Below are 16,031 nucleotides of genomic sequence, written 5' to 3' on the forward strand. Positions count from 1 at the left end.
ATAGAGATTATTTGTTACGAAATTTAAATACAAGGAAATTCTAACCCTATATGACTGAACCCGAAGTGTGGCATTACTGCCAGTGTCTCCGACTTCACCTATGCTTCGCAACATTACATTACTACAAGGCTGGTACGAGCAGGAGTATTAGTCAGACTCAGCATCCATAAGATATTAGGCTCTCATTCTGGCCTCGAAAATATTAGCTACCTACAAATAACACGATTGCAGGTTTACATCAGTGCCACTCTACTATGAGAGTATTATGCTGTAATTAAGGTTGCACCAGCATCAAATATCCCATTTTTACCAAACCATCGCTTTATTCCTTCTTTAGGTGACTGTCCAAACCCCATAGGATGTAACTGAAAATCACCATAGAAGTCACTGAAAACAGTTCCTTCTATGGTGATGATTATAATTCAGAAAATCCGATTTATACACAAACTGCAGGAGTCGTAGTCGCATTCTTCACCTTGCTACAAATTCTTTTCTTTACAATTAAAATACAAATAAAAATTTTCACCTAAAATATCTTTAACTTTTGTATATCTAAGTCCTATTTTTCTATCAGTACATATTGTTGGATATAGTAATAAAATCCCAATCAATATAACCGCAGATTCAAGCAAAGTACCTATCCCAAAAAATCCAAATGCAGATATAAGAACTAATATATATCCAAGAGATGCATACAAATCGTCTCTAACAAAAATTCTCTTTGCTAAAGATTTATCTAAATAAAATAAATAACACTTTCTATAATTAGCAATTAAAAACCATATAAATGAATAAATAGAAACAAATACAATGAATATTCTTAGTAATTTAATATCAATCTGATGTATTTGTGTTATACCCATTCCAAAACCCGCAAATATAAAAAATGAAGTCATTCCAAGTGTTGCCGCTTTACCTATTTCTCTTATATTTTGTTTTTCTTCTTCAGATATTATTTCAACTTCCATATTTTCTTTTTTAACAGGTGTATGTTTTTTTGCTTTTTTATACATCTTATATTCCAAATATACATTAACAATTAATAAAGAAGCTAATATGACTTGTTGTATAATAAACCCTGCTGATAAAAATTTGAAATTAAATCCTTGAAAAGCAACACAACATGATGCAACTCTTATAACCCAATCGATTATTGCTTCAATTTTAAACATTTTATATTCTTCTTTGTTATCAGTAGCTAATATAAATGATGTAGCGATTAAAAATACATATGGTGACAATACCCAAAACACTTCTATTGTTAAATTATTTTTCAATACGATTTTATCGTATGAATATATAAATGCAAATGCAAAATTACTTATATAACTAATTAAATTTAATAACATTAAGATCTTAACAGACTTTTTCATTTATAATATCTCCTATTTTTATAATTATTTTTTTGACATAGGTATTTAGACGTATCTCAATGGTTCTTGTTTATCATCACTAACCCCAAAAGTAATTAGATCTTCTTAGATTAAAGTCAAGGTGTTAGTTATTAATTATTTTTATGTAACCTTATTAATCAGCAAATTTTGTAGCATTTGCAGCTAATTAGTAACTAAAAACTAGTCACTACGTTCCAGTTTTTATAATGGGGTGAGATGTCCGTTCTAAAGAATATATAAATTCCTAAATTGTTCAAATAATAATTTTTCTAATCTACTATTTACAATAGATGATTTAGGAATTGAGTTTAAAACCTCATTATAAGTAATCTCGTTAAGAAAATATTTTGTTCTACTAATAATGTATTTTTGATAAAAATTTCTCTTAGTAGAACTATTTCTTATTAACTCAAATAATTTTTTTGCCTCTTCTAATTTCCCCTCTTTAATTACCATATATATAACAATTACATTTATATATTCAAACAGATTTCCATTTAAATATTTTATTTGGGATAACTTTTCTATTAAATTCTCCATGTTTTTAATTATATTTATATTAAAATCATCAATACTATTAATTAATACATAATAAAGTATATATGTCTGTAAATTAATTTGATTTTTATTATGGCTGATTGACCTGGTCAAGCAAAATTGTAACACTTGTGTGTAATTAATTATTTAGAATATCTTTTCTCAAAAGGAGTTAACCCTCCCAGAGAACTATGAGGCCTTTTATGATGATAATATCTAAAAATATAGTCATTTATTAGCTCTTCTAAATGCAGAGCATCTTTAATACTGTAATGCTTAATATGTTCATTCTTAAGTTTTCCAAAGAAAGACTCCATAGGAGCGTTATCATATGGACAACCTGCTTTACTCATAGATTGTTGCATTTTTTTATTCTCACAAAAAGAAGTGAATGCCTTTGAGGTATATTGTGAGCCTTGATCACTATGAATTATTAATCCCGTAGGGGGCTTATGATTAGATATGGCTTCACTGAGTGTATCAATAGCTAGCTCCGCCGTTATATTACTAGATGTCTTAGTTGCTACAATACTTCTATCATATAGATCTAAAATAGAACAATTGTACATTATCTTACCGCTGGAAAGATGTATATAGGTGAAATCTGTACACCATTTTAAATTTTTAGCTACAGCTGTAAAATCTCTATTTAGAATATTAGAAAATACTTTATGTGAAGTTCCTTTTACATAATTAGGTCTTTTTCTAAATGAAACGGACTTAATATTTAATTCTTTCATATATTTATGCACAGTTAACAAGCTCAAATTAGTTCCTTGTTTTTCTAATGAGCGTTTTACCATTCTATATCCCATTTTCCCATTTTCACTGTGAAAAATTTTCTCTATATGTTTCAAAATTAATTTTTTTTGTTCATTATAGATACTTTTTCTGAATTTCAAATAATTATAATATGCATTGGGTGATAGCTCAAAACGGCGTAATAACCATCTGACACCAAATTCCTTATTGTTGGTAGATATAAACTGGTAGATTAATTGTCTATTTCCTTGGCGAAGAATGCCGCAGCTTTTTTTAAGAAAGCATTTTCCTTTTCTAATTCAATAGTTCTTTTTTTTAGTAATTTATTTTCCTCATAAACACTAGGAGATATTTTTTCTTCTGCTTCTTTGCATTCTTCGCAATAGCTTTTAATCCACACATTAAGGGTTGATCTAGATACACCATATTCTTTAATTAGACTTGGGATAGTTCTACTATTTTCTAGATTTAATTTTACTAGTTTTTCTCTAAAAATTTGATCATACATTTTTTTTGCCATTTGTAACACCACTCTCCTAATTTTATTATACTATTTTATTAGTACTAAGTGTTACAACTTTAGTATATCAGGTCAGATGTTGTGGAAAAATTTATCTTCCATATTTAATTCTTCACATACATCATTAGCATATTTGTAAATAAACAGATTCTCCTCATTCATATTTTGCTTTTGATTTGATAATATATTATTATAGTAAAATAAAGTTGATACGACAAACACTTTATCCTTGTATAGCCTATAAGACATTATCCCATCACTAAATAAAAGAGTAAGACCCCCTATTATCATTGACATAACACCAAAAACTTTAATAAACAAATTTGGAATATAATAATTATATATTGTATTAATTATGATTCCCAATACTAAACTTCCAAAAGAACCGGCCAAAGTTATAAAAATAATTTTATTTTTTTTAATTTTAAAATCAGTTTTATTTCTAAGCATACTTATTTCAGGTAAAACATAACCAGGCATGTATTCTTTAAGCTTAATATCTATTTTTATATTATACTTCCCTTCATTTTTATAAATTTTAATTGGATAAGCATCAAGACAATATATATCCAATCCTATTAATTTTAAAGCCCAAAAATGAATTAGCTCGTGAATTATGTTCGTTAATAAAAAACTTATAATGATATATATAAACACTAAACTCATATGTTCCCCTTTTGTAATTTATTATTATATGCTAACCAGAAGTTATCTCTTTGCTTAAATCAACTTCCCGTTCTATTAAATACATTATTATCTATATAATTTGCTTTCACAGACTTCTATTGTAATATGATTTAGTCAAATTTCATAAAATGCTTTTACTCATCGTGCTTGCTCCCTTGCTTGACTTCGAATACTTATTTCCATAATATATATTAATAGCTTACTAGTGAAATTAATGATTATATTTCCAAGAAAAATCACCACTCATTTGGTGTTAGTATAATATTGTAGACACGAAAAACCGAACACATTAAAATATAAATATGATAAGGATGTGTTTATAATTGCAAGAGGTCAAAAACAATATACAGCTGAATTCAAAAATACAATAGTAGAGCTATCTAACTCCGGAAAAAAGCTTAGCAGGGTTAAGCAGTGACTATTCCCTTTCAAAATCAACAGTAACAGATTAGATAAATAAAAGGTTGGTAAACCATAAAAATGATACATAGTAGCATTGGATATATTACTCCCCAACAAAGTGAATATTTGGCTAAATGCTCTGCGAGCTCTTTAATATTTAGATGATAATACGTTTTTCCTATTTTAGGTCCATATTCCGTGATCTCATTTCTGTATAAATATTAGTATTAATTTTTATCCTACCCACATAAAACACTTCTTGAGCATTAATAAAACTCTGTCACACCTGTTAAGTCCTAAAGTCTTTGCGATAGTAATTCCTCCTATATTTTCTTCTAAATACATATTTACAGTGTTTAGATTAACTTTAAGTCGATAATTTTTTTATTTTTTCAAAAAAATCATTCCATAAAATAATTTTTACAACTCTTTTTTAGTTGTGTCCATTCAATAGGGTGATACCAACTATGTTGAATGTTTTATCTAGGTGATTACTTCTTCCCCCTTAGGCTTGTGCCCGCATCCATGTTTTTACAGGCACCTAACAATTCTACACCTGTTAATCCTTTTTTTTTTAACAATACCGTAAAAATCTACTTATAAAAAACATATCAAAAATAATAAAAAAAGCTATTAACAAAAATTATAATATCATTTTTATTAAATTATTATTTATTAAGACTATTGATGTGCCTAAAAATAATACTACCGCCAAAAATAAATTACTTCCATTAGTTAATAATTTTGAGAGTATAGTGTCTTGCTTAACAAAGTCCTTGAATATATTCATTTATACCCACCTTTTTTTCTATTACTTTTCGAATATAATTAATGTTGTATTTGTTTTGTAGATTTACGAAGCCTTCCACTTCTAAACTAAGTATCGTTTTATTGGATAGCCTTTTTGTAAAATAAGGGTAATACCATTTAAATTCACCCATAAAAAAAACCATAATTCTACTTGCAAAATTCTTTATAGCTTTTGATTACAGCGCAAATAAATTTCAAATTAACTACAAACAATACTAAAAACATAAAATTTTCTAATATGCCTTCTGGCCAAAAGCTACTAATATTAAATTGGATAATTGAAATTATAATTAAACAAGGAATATATTTTCTAACATTAGCTGCATAATCGGACATAGCAAATTCATAAAATTTATTAATGATTTTCAAAATCTCACATCCATTTCCCCTACATATTTTCCAAACTTAATTTGCAATGATTTTTCTTCAATTTCTTCCTTATTCTTGTTTAATATTTTCGTTGCAATTAAAATACTTTCTTTTAACTGTTTATCAATATTATAATTTTTATCAATAAACTCTAAAACTCTTAGTTTATACTGAAAAACTTTAAATGCCATTTGTATGTGATTTGTCACAAAAATCATTTCACTTTTATAATCATCCAATTTCCTGATTTCTCCACCTAATGACAATCCATTTCTTTCTTCATTCAAGTTGATATCCAAAAGAATTGAAATTAATATCAAAATAAAAAAGATGAGCAATCAATAATAATTAATGATTACTTATCTTCTTTAAAAGAAATTAGTTTATTGGTATATTAATTAATAAAAATACAAATCAAATATGCCATACTACAAATAAATGCTTTTAGCATTTCCAATCTTCTCAAGAAGACGTTTCAAAATTAATGGAAATTCACCTAATTTTATCTCTTTAACGCCAATGTTATCCTTTTCTTGAAAAAAGTCTTCAATTTCATAATATATTTTTTTTGTAACTGCACTTTTATGTAAAAAACAGGGTTCTGAATCATTGAAGTATTCAATACTTTGCTCAATAATAATATTCTCTGCAACTGGTAGTTTATAAAGATTACCCTCATATAAAATGCAATTATCATTATCTGTTATTTTAATATTTCTCGGCATTTAATAAACTCCTTTATATTTACTATATTAAATTATAAAAACTATAAATAAACAAAATAGGAACATCACTATTGCGGTTAATAATTTTATTAAATACATTTTCTCTACAAGGAATGATGATACTTTGAACATATCAGTCCCTTTATCAATAATAAATACGATTATAATTGGTGGTATAATAAATACTAAATCATATAAGAATAAATAAGAAAAAGCCTTAAGAGAATAAATGCTATTTTTTTGTATCATGTAACTTATACTTGCAAGATATACTTGTCCTGTACATAAAAATTCTCCTAATGAAATAACTACACCTAATAAAAAACTTATAATAACTAATATTTTCCCACTTTTATTTTCCAAAAATCTTTTTATTACATTGTGATTAAAACGTCTAACTTTTCTTGGGAGTTGATTTTTAATTTGTCCAAATTTTTCCTTTCTTGCTTTTAAAAAATCATTTACATTCAAATAAATAATTATAGCAGAAAACAATATAAATATTTCTTTCATTATTGTATTATATATTCCTATATTTATTTTAGATAGATATGTGTATAAGACTGAACCTATTAATAAATATGCTATAAATTTACCTAAAATAAAACTAAAACCAAGCTTCTTTATTCCAACATTTTTGACACTAATAAGTGAGAGAAAAAATAAGAGCATGGATATAGAGCATGGGTTAAGTCCATTAATAAATCCTGTAAATATAAAACCTAAAATATCATAATTGAATGAATTTGCATTTATCTGAATTCCCTCCAAAATGGGTGTTTCCTTAACCTTCTCATTCTGTAATATTTCTATTATTATAGACTTTATTTCAGACGGCTCTTTTATATATCTATCTGATACGAATATAATTGGTGCTCCTCCAGTCTCTTTATTTAACTTATATTCATTATTATATCTAACAAGCATCTCATAATTTTGACTTTTACTTATATCATATTTATATATCTTAATATTTTTATGCTCTTTCTGTAATTTATTTAGTTCATCTTCAAACTTATTGCATGTATTACAAAGAGGCACATTGAAATAAATCAAATTTAACTCATTAGTCTTTGCCTGAATTGTATCGACCATTAAGAAATTAATGGCAAAGAATATTATTAGCAAAAATAATATTCTACAGTATCTTTTTACTACTTTATTAATATTCATACTTCTCATATTTTAACCTCACTTGGATTATTTATTATTTAAATTTCACTATGAATATGATAAAGTTCCTACCAATATTTATTTACGATTAAAACATCTAATCATAATTCTACCACAATTTATTTTCCTAATTGGAGTTTAATATACCTTCTACAATTTTTTTAAATTCATCTTTTTTATAAATACCAACCATTTTTTCATTACCTACATACATTGTTGGTATTGTATTAATCTTGAGATAGTCTATTTCTTTTTTTATTTCCTTGATATCGTTTTTCCTTTTATTATATAATTCTTCTCCCAAATATGATTTTAAGTACTGCTCCGATTTTGGATTAATATACTTTTCTTTTTCATTGAAAATCTTTCCAATTTTTTTATAATCCTCTGTACTAATTTTAGGCATATTTAAATGCATATTTTCATTAACATTCTTAAATATTAAAACAACTTTCTTATTAGCTATATATTCTAATAGAATTGGCTCAATATTTTCATTCATTTTTTTACAATCTGGACAATTAAAGTCCGTATACTCAATTATCTTAACAGGTGCCTTAATATCACCAAAAACAATTCCAGCATTAGATATAGTCTTAATATCATCTTTTTTACTTAAACCCTCAGATCTATTTATAAAAATACCCATAATCACTAATAGAACTAAACTTATTGTAATAACAACACATTTTTTCTTCCTTTTAAACTTCATTTTTCCTTAATCCTTTCAATAAAATATTAAATATTATTGATAAGACAATAGTCGCCAAAAATACAGCCAAAACTAATAATAAAAATGTAGTCTTTATATTAAACGTATAGCCATTGTTTCCAATTTTAAGAATCTCCATTGTGTTAAAAAGGATTTTACCACTTTTATTACCAAACATTTTAAGAAAGATTAAACTCATAGCAGTTATAGGTAAAATAATTATACTTAAAACAGCAGCTAAACCATATGTTTTTTCACTAATTTTTATCATCTTAATCTCCCCTAGTATCTAAATTATTTTTTTATTGTATATCATTAATAATATATAGTTAAGAATATTTTTACCATCACCTGTAAATGGTAGTAAATGTACTAATTGAATAACAAACATTCCCGCAAAAATATTGATATACAGAGAATATTGCCACTCTTTAAACATGGTGAAACTAATGATGTACATTAAAACTCCTAAGATTCCAGGAATTATTGATCCTGATAAGGCTATAATAATATTGTTATTAGAATTAGTTTCTGCCGGTCTTACAAATCTCACTCCCAATGGACTTATCCCTAAAAATCCTATATTTTTATTTTTCTTTTTTATCCATAAAGAGTACATGTGAGATAATTCATGTATGTTTGTGCTCAAAATTAATCCAACAAAAGCGATCAAAAATCCAAATGCTACTCCCGAAGCTAAACTATCACTAATTAAGACTACACTCAATATGTATAGAACTAATGTCCATATAAATAATATCCCTATTTTTTTAAAAATCACATTATTAATACTATTAAATACAGAAAAAAAGTTGCTGTTTTTTATAGTAACTCGTTCTTTATATCCTTTTTTATATTGTGAAATAAGGTTGATAAATATATTTTTTATCCTTATATTAGTTTTATATTTCCAGTTTAAAAGATAATTTGTATTTAATTCATAGAATAAATTATTTATATCATTATATAGAACATCATAATTGATTTTGATTTCTTTGTTTAAATATTCTGTAATCTCACTTACACTTTTAATTCCATCAACTAGTAATAATATTTTATAAGCCGTTTCATTTATTGGAATATCAGCATGTAGATTATGATCAAAAATGTGATCTTTATTAATCTCAATATTTTGAGGTATATATGGTATTCTTTTTAATTTATTCATATTTTATCCTCCATTTAGCCACTAAATAAAAAGCAGCAAATAATATAATTGTAAGTACTACCGCCACAATTATCAAAGACATATTTGTTGTAATTATTTGATTTAATATAACCACTATAGGAATCATTGTAAAAAAGAGAATAAAAAAAGCAAATACACCCATATAAGGGTTCTTGTTATCTACTGGAATTAATATTCCTAAAATATATAATGATATTATTGAACTAATAACTATTGGAATGCTAATCAATATTTGATATATATCCATATTAATTCCTAGTATTATTATAGTTATAAGTAGAAATAAACCATATCCAATAATACATAATCCTATTGCCTTTGAAATCAACACCTTTAACAATTCAACCCCATTAGCTTTATACATTATAAAGTAATTATTTTCATTTCCAAAGGAGTTTAGCGCCAACATACTAGAAACTAAACTTACTATCCCTATTATCATAATATTCGGCTCTAAATTTCCCAATTTAAATCTTACTAAAATTGACAACAACAAAAAAATTATTATATTTATGTAATTTTCTTCATTTCTAATTTGAACTTTAACTTCTTTTATAATTAATGATCTATTAAACCCTTTTGACATAGGCAGAAATTTTAATATTTTAGAAGAGTTGTTATTCTGAACTTTTTCATAGCAAAATAAAGTGCTTAAAGCTAAAAATGCAGTAATTAAGATATAAATACTTATTCTTAAATAGCTTACAGAATTAAATGCTGCAACCTTTACTGATTTCATAAGAACTCCACTAATTAAATAAAGTATATTATAATCAAATTTAGTGTATGAAGATAAAATCCCTTCCACCGAAAAATTTTCTATAAAATAATAAAATACTGACATTAGTAAAATTAAAAGCGTTATAAGTTTTCTATAAGGGAGTCCAATCATAGATATAATAAATATACAAAAGTCATATATTATTGTATTTAAAAAGAATACAAAAGTAATTTGTATAATAAAAGCTAATATACTGGCTAGCAAAAACCCTCCCTGTAAATCATTCATAACCAATGACGGTATAACTAATAAAGTATTTATAAACAATTCGCTGACAAATACAACAAAAAATATTGGAAGCTTGTATCCTAAATTCCTTTCGAATGTAGTAAGCGGAAACCAATTTAACTGCATTTCAAATTCACCGCGATCTTGTATTACAGATTTTACCAACACAAATAGTGCCGTTGTTACCACAGAAATATTTACTAATATACCAGAAAACAATAAATATAGTGACCTAGTATCCCCATTCACAAACATTACTATTATAGGATTTACAACACAGTATCCTGCTATTACGGATAAAAAGGTTATAAAAAATAGAAATGAAATTACTCCTACAACCTTACTTTTAGTATTCAATATTTTTGCTAGACTTCTCTGCCATATTTTAAAAACTAATTTACAAATTATTAATGACTTCGTCAATTTTATCACTCCTACTTTTATCAAGGGATGCTTTAATAAAAACTTCTTCAAGTGAATTACAGTTATATTCTTTTTTCAATATATTACTAGTATTTTCTGCAACTTTCCTCCCTTTAGAAATTATTACAATTCTATCACTCAAACTATCAGCTAAAAGAAGATCATGAGTTGACATTAAAATACTTTTTCCATCTTTCAAAAATTTTCTCAACATTTTTTTTGTTGTTATTATCGATTCTACATCTAATCCTCTAAATGGCTCGTCTAACACCATCAATTTGCCTTCTAACATAAATGCTGCAATTAATTGAAGCTTTTTCTTCATTCCATGTGAATAATTTTTTATTATTTGCTCCATAGCTTCTGCCATATTGTATATTTGTACAAGTTTTTTAATCTTTTCGTCATTTACATTTTGATACATTGATTTTACGAAGTTAATATATTCTTTACCTGTCAAAGACTCAATAAGTAATAGTTCGTCCGGTACATATGCAATATATTCTTTAAATTTCTTAGTATTATTTTTTTGACCGTATAAAGACAAAGTCCCTTTGGTTGGAGAAATAACTCCAAGTAAACAATTAATTATTGTAGTTTTCCCAGAACCGTTTGGACCAACAATTGAAACCAATTCTTTTTCTTTTAGTTCTAAATCAAAATTTTGAATGCCCCAAAAATTATTTGAATATTTTTTACTAAGGTCTTTAATTGATAACATAATAAAAGTTCTCCTCCCTAAATAGAATATTGTTTTTGTAAAATTTTATTTTGCAATCAACTATAAATTTAAATGAAACTTAGACAAGCTTATTATCCATTATAGGCTTGTCTAAGTTGAAGAATGATGCAATAAAATAGCTTTTTTATTGCATTTTATTCATTTAATAACATTCAAATTTGACTTTTAATCCCCATTCAATTATGCTATAATCTCCAGTGAAGCCACTGTAACCATTAGCAAGACACCACACTGACATACCTATGAACCATGTAACACCAATTACTAGTAATACTGCCATAAATATTATAATCCACGCTTGATCTTCAGTATATTCAACTGAAGTACAGTCAATTTTTGGACATAAATAAGTTTCCATACAACACCCCTTTTTTGTGGTATTGTCAAAAATACTAATCTATCTTTGACTTACCCAATTTTATTTTAATAATTTATATAAATAACTTGCTTCCAATTCAGGATTAGGTATTTTAGTTTCGCGAGAACTAAAATACCTAAACAAAAGAAAGGAACAAGATATCATCATGATTAATAATTCTTCAATTCAGTCAATCGTTTACATACAAAATAATTACTAACCTTATTTCTCTACTACCATATTATAAACCTTTAAGGGTCGTCCTTTTAATATTCTTACCTAAAATACAAACCCATACCAAATCTCTTTATAATTTTTTATCAACCTTATATAGTGATTTAGGCATCTTACATTCATTAAATGACCAAACTATACACATTGATGATGAAGCTTTCGCCACTGCCGATACACCAGAACAAGTTATTGAAGCTACTTTTTCTAATATTAAATTTTTCATTTTTCCACCCCTTATTATTAAGTTCTCCTATTGCTTTACTTGAATTACCATGATATTATTTTACCATATTGTGATTGCTTAATTCTACATTTTTTCCTAAGATGGGCTTTTTTGCACGTGAAATGTAATTAATATTAATTTTTATCAATAAATTATTGTTTAGGGTGGCGTTATATGAATATAAATGAAAAATTAAGCAACTTATACATGGAATTTGTCAAAAAAAATTTAGATAAGACAGAGGAAGAACTTGAAATACTCCATTATGGCACTCAAGTTATATTAATTAGTATATACAAATTAATTATTCTGTTTATAACATCATATTTTCTTAAAGTATTCACCTATACATTAATAGCATTTATAGTTTTTGGCTTCCTTAGATCTTTTGCTAATGGCGTTCATGCAGACTCTAGCCTAAAGTGTATTTTTTTAAATTATATAATTTTCTTAGGAAATGTGTTTTTAAGTCTAAATTTCACTCTAAATAGAACTTCAATAATTATCTTATTTTTAATAAGCTTAATTTTAGTTGTTAAATATGCTCCTGCCGATACAGCTGAGCGTCCCCTTGTAAGCAAAAAATTAAGAAAAGCTTTAAAACTAAAATCTATCGCTGTTGTATTAATTTCGTGTTCAGTAAGTCTATTATTACCAAATTCAATTTATAAAAATATAATTATTTATTCCATCTTCCAAGAATCCTTTTTAATTACTCCCTTTGCCTACTTTATTTTCAGAAAACCTTATAATAACTATAAAAATCTGCAACTTTAAAGCACTAATTATTAACAATAATTAGTGCTTGTGTAAAAACGAAGTTATCAATACTAATATTTAAATATACATTATTATATTTTTAATTCTAAATATCCTTACAGTATCCAAATATAGATTATAAATAAATCTTAGACAAGCCTAATTATAAGCTTGTCTAAGATGTTGCAATAATAAAATAAATTTATTATTACATTTTATTTACATTCAAAATTGACTTTTAATCCCCATTCAACTATGCTATAATCACCAGTGAATCCCTTGTAACCATTACTAACACACCACACTGACATACCTATCATCCATGTAGCACCTACCGCTAGTAACGCTGCCATAAATACTATAACCCACGCTTGATCTTCAGTATATTCAACTGAAGTACAATCAATTTTTGGACATAAATAAGTTTCCATACGACACCCCTTTTTTGTGGTATTGTCAAAATATTAATCTATCTTTGACTTACACCATTATATTTTTATAATTTATATAAATAACTTGCTTCCCGCTCATGATTTGGTATTTTAGTTTCGCGAGAACTAAAATACCTAAACAAAAGAATGGAACAAGATATCATCATGATTAATAATTATTCAATTCAGATAATCGTTTACATACAATATAATTATTAGTCTATTTCTTTAGCACTAAATCCAAACTTTTAGCACAATCTTATAAACCCTTTTTCCTCAGTTCTTCTATCGATTTACTTGAATTACCATGACTTTATTTTACCATGTTTAATTATTTGATTCTACATTATTTCCTAAGTTGGGCTTTTTTGAGCGTGAAATGTAATTAATATTAATTTTTATCAATAAATTACTCTCTTAGACTTCTTTATTTTCAGAAAATCAAATAATGACTATGAAAATTTACAACACAAGAACTAATTATTAACAATAATTAGTTCTTGTGTAAAAACGAAATTATCAATACTAGTATTTAAATATACATTATCATATTTTTCATTCAAAATATCTTTAACAGTTTTTAAGCCTATTCCTCTATTGACGCCTTTTGTTGAAAAATTTTTCTCGTATATTTTATGAATAGATGCAGTATTTTCCGGGCAAGAATTTTTTATAATAAATGTAGTACTATTATTATTTTTATATACTAAAAATTCAATAAATTTGTTATCGCATAATATCGCAGCTTCTATTGCATTATCAAAAACAATTCCGATAATCCTACAGATATCTATTAAATATATTGACAATTCATTAACATCGTCCACAATCTCTATTTTGACTTTTATGTTTTTTGATTGAGCCTTAATAATTTTAGAAGAAAGTAGTCCTTTCAACGAATCAATTTTTATATGCATAAGTGATGTATAAGATCGATTCTTTTCCAATATTTTTTTACTTTCAGGCATTAATTCTTTATAATAGAATTCCTTCAACTCTTTTATATTTTCTGACTCGATATATGCCCCTATTGTTTGGAATATATTAATTTGGTCATGTCTAAAACTTCTTAAGTCATTTGAAAGATTTTCTAAATTTATAGTATATTCTTTAAGATGGTCCAATTCTTTTTCTCTGTAATCCCATTCTAAATCTTTTTTAATACTTTCGTTATTTGTATTAGTTAATATTAATATCACAATAAAATAGCTAATTATCAAAAAAAGGTTTAATGAAATAAAAAATTTATTAGGCTTATTAAATATCATTTTTAATGATAAAGAATAAGAATATATAGAAATAAGTGATATTACTACAGTGGAGACTAAAATAGAAATATTTTTTGATTTTATATTCAAAAAATTTTTAATATAGTTATTTTTTAAAACTTTACATGAAAATTTACTTAGAAAATAACATACTATTAAAATTAATAAAGCTGTTAATAATTTAATTTTAGGATTATTTAGTATATCACAATATTTAATTTTTAAAATAAAAACTAAGATAACCCCAGTAACAGCATCACCAAAAGCAAAAATCAATTGTATAAAAATAGAAATTAATAGAGCATAGTATACTTTTTTAAAAAGTATATATAAGTATATAGTCATTATTATTGTTGTAATAGGAATTATCAACTTATTTTCATTATAATTATTCAATAATACAATTATAGAAAATAAAACACTATTAATAACTAAAAAGTTTTTTTTAGTTATTTCCATATAACTTATATTAATCATAATAATACCAAAATTTAATGCAATAATAAATATATATAATAACTCCACTATCATATTAAACATTTTTTAATTAATCCTTTTAGATATAATGCTGAGCTATAACAGATCTCATCATTAATCATATAGATAGTTTTATTTTTTTTATCAAGAAACTTAATTTTGGTGGTATTAACTATATAAGATCTGTGACATTTATAAAAATATGATGGTAATTTAGCTTCTAGATCCTTCATTTTTCCATAGAACTCAAAATGGCCATTAGTCGTATGGCCCCTTAATTTATGACCAATATCTGCTGTTTCAAAGAATAGGATTTCATTAAATAGAAAGTTTTCAATCCTATTCACTAGATTTATTGAAATGACTTCTTTTTCTTTAACATTAACATTTTTATAATTATTGTAGGCTCCACTTAAGCATTCTGAAATGCTGCTTTTAAGAGCCTCATCATCAAATTTTAAGATATAATCAAAAGCTCGTACTTTATATTTAAATGTTAAAAATGATAACTCAGCATGTGAAGTTATAAAAACAATATATCCTTTTGTATCATAATTTCTTATCTCTTTTGCAAGGTCTATTCCATTTGATTTAGTGCCTAAATCTACATCTAAAAAGTAAATAAAGCTTTTTTCTATGTTGTTCTTAAGATGATTAACTACATCTTTAGAATTATCAGCTGATAAAACTATCTTTAAATCAAGCTTTAAATCTATTAATTTATTTTTTATAATACATTCAATCTTTTCCCTTTGCATCTCATTATCTTCACAAATAATTATATCAAGCATTTTAGCACCACCTTAATAAGAATTCAAACTAAAACT

The 16,031-nt window shown here is 25.5% G+C and carries 20 protein-coding genes; 1 reads left to right on the forward strand and 19 read right to left on the reverse strand.

Annotation, left to right across the window (positions count from 1 at the left end; all coding sequences use genetic code 11):
• Positions 1-479: 479 nt before the first annotated feature.
• The 16 genes from ACWJKP_RS17700 to ACWJKP_RS17775 all read right to left on the reverse strand — a co-directional run bounded on the left by ACWJKP_RS17700 (position 480) and on the right by ACWJKP_RS17775 (position 12,269).
• Entirely contained in the window at positions 480-1,373 is an 894-nt protein-coding gene (locus ACWJKP_RS17700; RefSeq protein WP_165415052.1) for a hypothetical protein, read from the reverse strand.
• Positions 1,374-1,619: 246 nt separating this feature from the next.
• Positions 1,620-2,045 (reverse strand): hypothetical protein, encoded by a 426-nt coding sequence (locus ACWJKP_RS17705; protein ID WP_224578749.1) that lies wholly within the window; start codon positions 2,043-2,045, stop codon positions 1,620-1,622.
• Positions 2,046-2,074: 29 nt separating this feature from the next.
• Positions 2,075-3,222 (reverse strand): IS3 family transposase gene (locus ACWJKP_RS17710; protein WP_165415075.1). Its coding sequence is split into 2 segments (ribosomal slippage): positions 2,075-2,976 and positions 2,976-3,222, totalling 1,149 coding nucleotides; the frame shifts between segments, so codons are not numbered across the junction.
• A gap of 63 nt (positions 3,223-3,285) precedes the next feature.
• Positions 3,286-3,879, reverse strand: coding sequence for a hypothetical protein (locus ACWJKP_RS17715; RefSeq protein WP_165413329.1), 594 nt, complete (start codon positions 3,877-3,879; stop codon positions 3,286-3,288).
• A 1,066-nt stretch (positions 3,880-4,945) separates the two neighbouring features.
• Entirely contained in the window at positions 4,946-5,092 is a 147-nt protein-coding gene (locus tag ACWJKP_RS17720; RefSeq protein ID WP_165413328.1) for a hypothetical protein, read from the reverse strand.
• Between the two features lie 167 nt (positions 5,093-5,259).
• Positions 5,260-5,481: a hypothetical protein gene (locus ACWJKP_RS17725; protein WP_165413327.1), complete on the reverse strand. Its 222-nt coding sequence runs from the start codon at positions 5,479-5,481 to the stop codon at positions 5,260-5,262.
• Positions 5,478-5,768, reverse strand: a complete 291-nt coding sequence (locus ACWJKP_RS17730) for a response regulator (protein WP_165413326.1) — start codon at positions 5,766-5,768, stop codon at positions 5,478-5,480. The genes ACWJKP_RS17725 and ACWJKP_RS17730 overlap by 4 nt, the downstream gene beginning before the upstream one ends.
• 141 nt (positions 5,769-5,909) lie before the next feature.
• A complete protein-coding gene (locus ACWJKP_RS17735) occupies positions 5,910-6,206 on the reverse strand; it encodes a hypothetical protein (RefSeq protein ID WP_165413325.1) in 297 nt (98 codons plus the stop codon).
• A gap of 27 nt (positions 6,207-6,233) precedes the next feature.
• Entirely contained in the window at positions 6,234-7,388 is a 1,155-nt protein-coding gene (locus ACWJKP_RS17740; protein ID WP_165413324.1) for an urease accessory protein UreH domain-containing protein, read from the reverse strand.
• A 118-nt stretch (positions 7,389-7,506) separates the two neighbouring features.
• Positions 7,507-8,091 carry a thioredoxin domain-containing protein gene (locus ACWJKP_RS17745; protein ID WP_165413323.1) on the reverse strand — a complete coding sequence of 195 codons (585 nt, stop codon included), beginning with the start codon at positions 8,089-8,091 and terminating at the stop codon, positions 7,507-7,509.
• Complete coding sequence (locus ACWJKP_RS17750) at positions 8,081-8,362, reverse strand: hypothetical protein (RefSeq protein WP_165413322.1); 282 nt, start codon at positions 8,360-8,362, stop codon at positions 8,081-8,083. Before ACWJKP_RS17750 ends, ACWJKP_RS17745 begins: the two co-directional genes overlap by 11 nt.
• 18 nt (positions 8,363-8,380) lie before the next feature.
• Positions 8,381-9,259, reverse strand: coding sequence for a zinc metalloprotease (locus ACWJKP_RS17755; RefSeq protein ID WP_165413321.1), 879 nt, complete (start codon positions 9,257-9,259; stop codon positions 8,381-8,383).
• Positions 9,252-10,712, reverse strand: a complete 1,461-nt coding sequence (locus ACWJKP_RS17760) for a hypothetical protein (protein ID WP_165413320.1) — start codon at positions 10,710-10,712, stop codon at positions 9,252-9,254. Before ACWJKP_RS17760 ends, ACWJKP_RS17755 begins: the two co-directional genes overlap by 8 nt.
• Positions 10,687-11,433 (reverse strand): ABC transporter ATP-binding protein, encoded by a 747-nt coding sequence (locus tag ACWJKP_RS17765; protein WP_165413319.1) that lies wholly within the window; start codon positions 11,431-11,433, stop codon positions 10,687-10,689. Before ACWJKP_RS17765 ends, ACWJKP_RS17760 begins: the two co-directional genes overlap by 26 nt.
• Before the next feature lie 163 nt (positions 11,434-11,596).
• Positions 11,597-11,812, reverse strand: coding sequence for a hypothetical protein (locus ACWJKP_RS17770; protein ID WP_165413318.1), 216 nt, complete (start codon positions 11,810-11,812; stop codon positions 11,597-11,599).
• A gap of 307 nt (positions 11,813-12,119) precedes the next feature.
• The gene (locus ACWJKP_RS17775; protein WP_165413317.1) at positions 12,120-12,269 is read right to left on the reverse strand and encodes a cyclic lactone autoinducer peptide; all 150 of its coding nucleotides are present in this window, start codon (positions 12,267-12,269) and stop codon (positions 12,120-12,122) included.
• Positions 12,270-12,443: 174 nt separating this feature from the next.
• On the opposite strand from ACWJKP_RS17775, the gene ACWJKP_RS17780 reads away from it, so the two are divergent.
• A complete protein-coding gene (locus tag ACWJKP_RS17780) occupies positions 12,444-13,046 on the forward strand; it encodes an accessory gene regulator ArgB-like protein (protein ID WP_165413316.1) in 603 nt (200 codons plus the stop codon).
• A gap of 197 nt (positions 13,047-13,243) precedes the next feature.
• On the opposite strand, the gene ACWJKP_RS17785 is transcribed toward ACWJKP_RS17780, so the two are convergent.
• The 3 genes from ACWJKP_RS17785 to ACWJKP_RS17795 form a co-directional block, all read right to left on the reverse strand.
• Positions 13,244-13,459, reverse strand: coding sequence for a hypothetical protein (locus tag ACWJKP_RS17785; RefSeq protein ID WP_165413315.1), 216 nt, complete (start codon positions 13,457-13,459; stop codon positions 13,244-13,246).
• Positions 13,460-13,935: 476 nt separating this feature from the next.
• Positions 13,936-15,267, reverse strand: a complete 1,332-nt coding sequence (locus ACWJKP_RS17790; RefSeq protein WP_165413314.1) for a sensor histidine kinase — start codon at positions 15,265-15,267, stop codon at positions 13,936-13,938.
• Positions 15,255-15,995, reverse strand: a complete 741-nt coding sequence (locus ACWJKP_RS17795) for a LytR/AlgR family response regulator transcription factor (protein WP_165413313.1) — start codon at positions 15,993-15,995, stop codon at positions 15,255-15,257. Before ACWJKP_RS17795 ends, ACWJKP_RS17790 begins: the two co-directional genes overlap by 13 nt.
• Between the last annotated feature and the right edge of the window lie 36 nt (positions 15,996-16,031).

The organism is Clostridium sp. CM037, from assembly GCF_055081095.1.

What these genes read in the sequence shown, in the direction of transcription:
- ACWJKP_RS17700 (WP_165415052.1), bottom strand. Translation starts at nt 1,373, where the DNA reads ATGAAAAAGTCTGTTAAGATCTTAATGTTATTAAATTTAATTAGTTAT.
- ACWJKP_RS17715 (WP_165413329.1), bottom strand. Translation starts at nt 3,879, where the DNA reads ATGAGTTTAGTGTTTATATATATCATTATAAGTTTTTTATTAACGAAC.
- ACWJKP_RS17720 (WP_165413328.1), bottom strand. Translation starts at nt 5,092, where the DNA reads ATGAATATATTCAAGGACTTTGTTAAGCAAGACACTATACTCTCAAAA.
- ACWJKP_RS17735 (WP_165413325.1), bottom strand. Translation starts at nt 6,206, where the DNA reads ATGCCGAGAAATATTAAAATAACAGATAATGATAATTGCATTTTATAT.
- ACWJKP_RS17740 (WP_165413324.1), bottom strand. Translation starts at nt 7,388, where the DNA reads ATGAGAAGTATGAATATTAATAAAGTAGTAAAAAGATACTGTAGAATA.
- ACWJKP_RS17745 (WP_165413323.1), bottom strand. Translation starts at nt 8,091, where the DNA reads ATGAAGTTTAAAAGGAAGAAAAAATGTGTTGTTATTACAATAAGTTTA.
- ACWJKP_RS17750 (WP_165413322.1), bottom strand. Translation starts at nt 8,362, where the DNA reads ATGATAAAAATTAGTGAAAAAACATATGGTTTAGCTGCTGTTTTAAGT.
- ACWJKP_RS17755 (WP_165413321.1), bottom strand. Translation starts at nt 9,259, where the DNA reads ATGAATAAATTAAAAAGAATACCATATATACCTCAAAATATTGAGATT.
- ACWJKP_RS17765 (WP_165413319.1), bottom strand. Translation starts at nt 11,433, where the DNA reads ATGTTATCAATTAAAGACCTTAGTAAAAAATATTCAAATAATTTTTGG.
- ACWJKP_RS17770 (WP_165413318.1), bottom strand. Translation starts at nt 11,812, where the DNA reads ATGGAAACTTATTTATGTCCAAAAATTGACTGTACTTCAGTTGAATAT.
- ACWJKP_RS17775 (WP_165413317.1), bottom strand. Translation starts at nt 12,269, where the DNA reads ATGAAAAATTTAATATTAGAAAAAGTAGCTTCAATAACTTGTTCTGGT.
- ACWJKP_RS17780 (WP_165413316.1), top strand. Translation starts at nt 12,444, where the DNA reads ATGAATATAAATGAAAAATTAAGCAACTTATACATGGAATTTGTCAAA.
- ACWJKP_RS17785 (WP_165413315.1), bottom strand. Translation starts at nt 13,459, where the DNA reads ATGGAAACTTATTTATGTCCAAAAATTGATTGTACTTCAGTTGAATAT.
- ACWJKP_RS17790 (WP_165413314.1), bottom strand. Translation starts at nt 15,267, where the DNA reads ATGTTTAATATGATAGTGGAGTTATTATATATATTTATTATTGCATTA.
- ACWJKP_RS17795 (WP_165413313.1), bottom strand. Translation starts at nt 15,995, where the DNA reads ATGCTTGATATAATTATTTGTGAAGATAATGAGATGCAAAGGGAAAAG.